Below are 1,913 nucleotides of genomic sequence, written 5' to 3'. Positions count from 1 at the left end.
TAGTGGATTAACTTTAAACCAGTACGGCGTTGCCGCTTGGTCTTGATTTCAACTCAACCCGCGAGATTCGGAAGGTTTTCAGACGACCTATCAGCCCGTCACAATCCGAGCGACCACGCGTTGACGCCTTCGGAAAAATCTTCCAAGCGGTTTTCGTAGTGCGCGAAGATTTCTTCGATGATTTCGTCTTCACCGTCAATCAGTCGGATTAAATCCATATCCGCTTCCGAAATCAGCCCGCGCCCGAGCAGCTCTTTGCGTATCCAGTCCAACAAGCCCGACCAAAAATCCTCGCCCACCAAGATAATCGGGCGGTCGGGCGTTTTGCCCGTCTGCACCAGCGTCAGGCTTTCAAACAGTTCGTCCAGCGTGCCGAAGCCGCCGGGCATGACGACATACGCGACCGCGTGTTTCACAAACATCACTTTGCGCGGGAAGAAATGTTGGAACTTGATGGACAAATCCTGATACGGATTGGCTTTTTGCTCGTGCGGCAACACAATATTCAGCCCCACCGCAGGGCTTGCGCCCGCAAACGCGCCTTTGTTCGCCGCTTCCATAATCCCCGGACCGCCGCCCGAAATGACGGAAAAACCGGCATCCGAGAGCTTGCGCGCCAGCCGCAGCGTAAATTCGTAGTCGGGATGATTTTCCGGCGTGCGCGCGCTGCCGTAAATGCTGACCGCAGGCTGAATCGCCCGCAGCTCCTCGCCCGCTTCGACAAATTCCGAAATAATCTTCAAAACATGATACGACTCCCGCGCCTGAATCTCGCGGCGCGCCTCATCGGTCAGCATAGGCTTGGGCAGTTTTTTGAGCAGGCTCACAGTTTTTCCTTCATCTTGTTGAACCCCCACATTGTAACCGACAGAACCCGAGGTCGTCTGAAAACGCAAACATGAACGGCAGTAAGTGTTCCTTATTTGAACCGAATCATGCGTTCCAGCCCAAGATTGCCGTCTCAGCCGCGACCTCTTGCGTTACAATCCCCCATTTCCGCCCACATCCCGCCATGCTCGACATCCTCTACCGCGACAGCCGCACCATCGCCGTCAACAAACCCGCCGGAATGCTCGTCCACCGAAGCTGGCTCGACCGCCACGAAACACAGTTCGTCATGCAGACCCTGCGCGACCAAATCGGACAACACGTCTATCCCGCCCACCGCCTCGACCGCCCCACATCCGGCGTCCTCCTGTTTGCCCTCGACCCCGAAGCCGCCCGCCTGCTGACGCAGCAGTTCGAACAAAAAAACACACACAAAACCTACTGGGCAATCGTGCGCGGATATTTGCCCGACGACGGACTCATCGACTACCCCCTCAAATATCAGCCCGACAAAATCGCCGAATCCCAAACCGAAGCCACCCTCCAAGACGCTCAAACCCGATACCACTGCCTTGCGCGCACCGAATTGCCCTTCCAATCCGCCGCCCGCTACCCAACCTCGCGCTACTCGTGGGCAGAACTCATCCCGAACACAGGCCGCAAACACCAACTCCGCCGCCACATGAAACACATCTTCCACCCCATCGTCGGCGACACCAACTACGGCGACCTGCGCCAAAACCACGCCACCGCCGCCCACCTCGGCACCACCCGCCTCATGCTCCACGCCCGCAGTCTGTCGTTCCAAAGCATCGAAAACGGCGAAACCCTGACCGTCTGCGCCGATACCGACGAGAGCTGGCGGATTTGGCTGGATACGTTTAAAGCGTAAGCGAAAAGTCGTGCCAACAGGCGGGCTGGTGATGCCGCAAAGCCGGACATGGGTTTCAGACGACCTTTATTCATCAAAACACGCTTTGAGATAACCGAACCCCGTAGCGTGGGCTTTGCCCGCAGGATTTGCCGTCCGTCAGTTTGAATCGGGTATTTATGCTGACATCTGCTTCGCGGGTAGAACCCGCGCT

Annotated in this window: 2 protein-coding genes; one reads left to right on the top strand and one right to left on the bottom strand. The window is 57.0% G+C overall.

The genetic code is table 11. The features are described 5' to 3' along the window. Positions 1 to 98 precede the first annotated feature (98 nt). A complete protein-coding gene (locus tag HMPREF3277_RS12375) occupies positions 99 to 827 on the bottom strand; it encodes an LOG family protein (protein ID WP_070871290.1) in 729 nt (242 codons plus the stop codon). A gap of 185 nt (positions 828 to 1,012) precedes the next feature. Here HMPREF3277_RS12375 and truC point away from each other — a divergent pair, with 185 nt between their 5' ends. After that, positions 1,013 to 1,720: a tRNA pseudouridine(65) synthase TruC gene (truC, locus tag HMPREF3277_RS12370; RefSeq protein WP_070871289.1), complete on the top strand. Its 708-nt coding sequence runs from the start codon at positions 1,013 to 1,015 to the stop codon at positions 1,718 to 1,720. Positions 1,721 to 1,913: the final 193 nt, after the last annotated feature.

Source organism: Neisseria sp. HMSC70E02, from assembly GCF_001838645.1.
Lineage (GTDB): Bacteria > Pseudomonadota > Gammaproteobacteria > Burkholderiales > Neisseriaceae > Neisseria > Neisseria macacae.
This window is presented reverse-complemented; position numbering and strand designations above follow the sequence as displayed.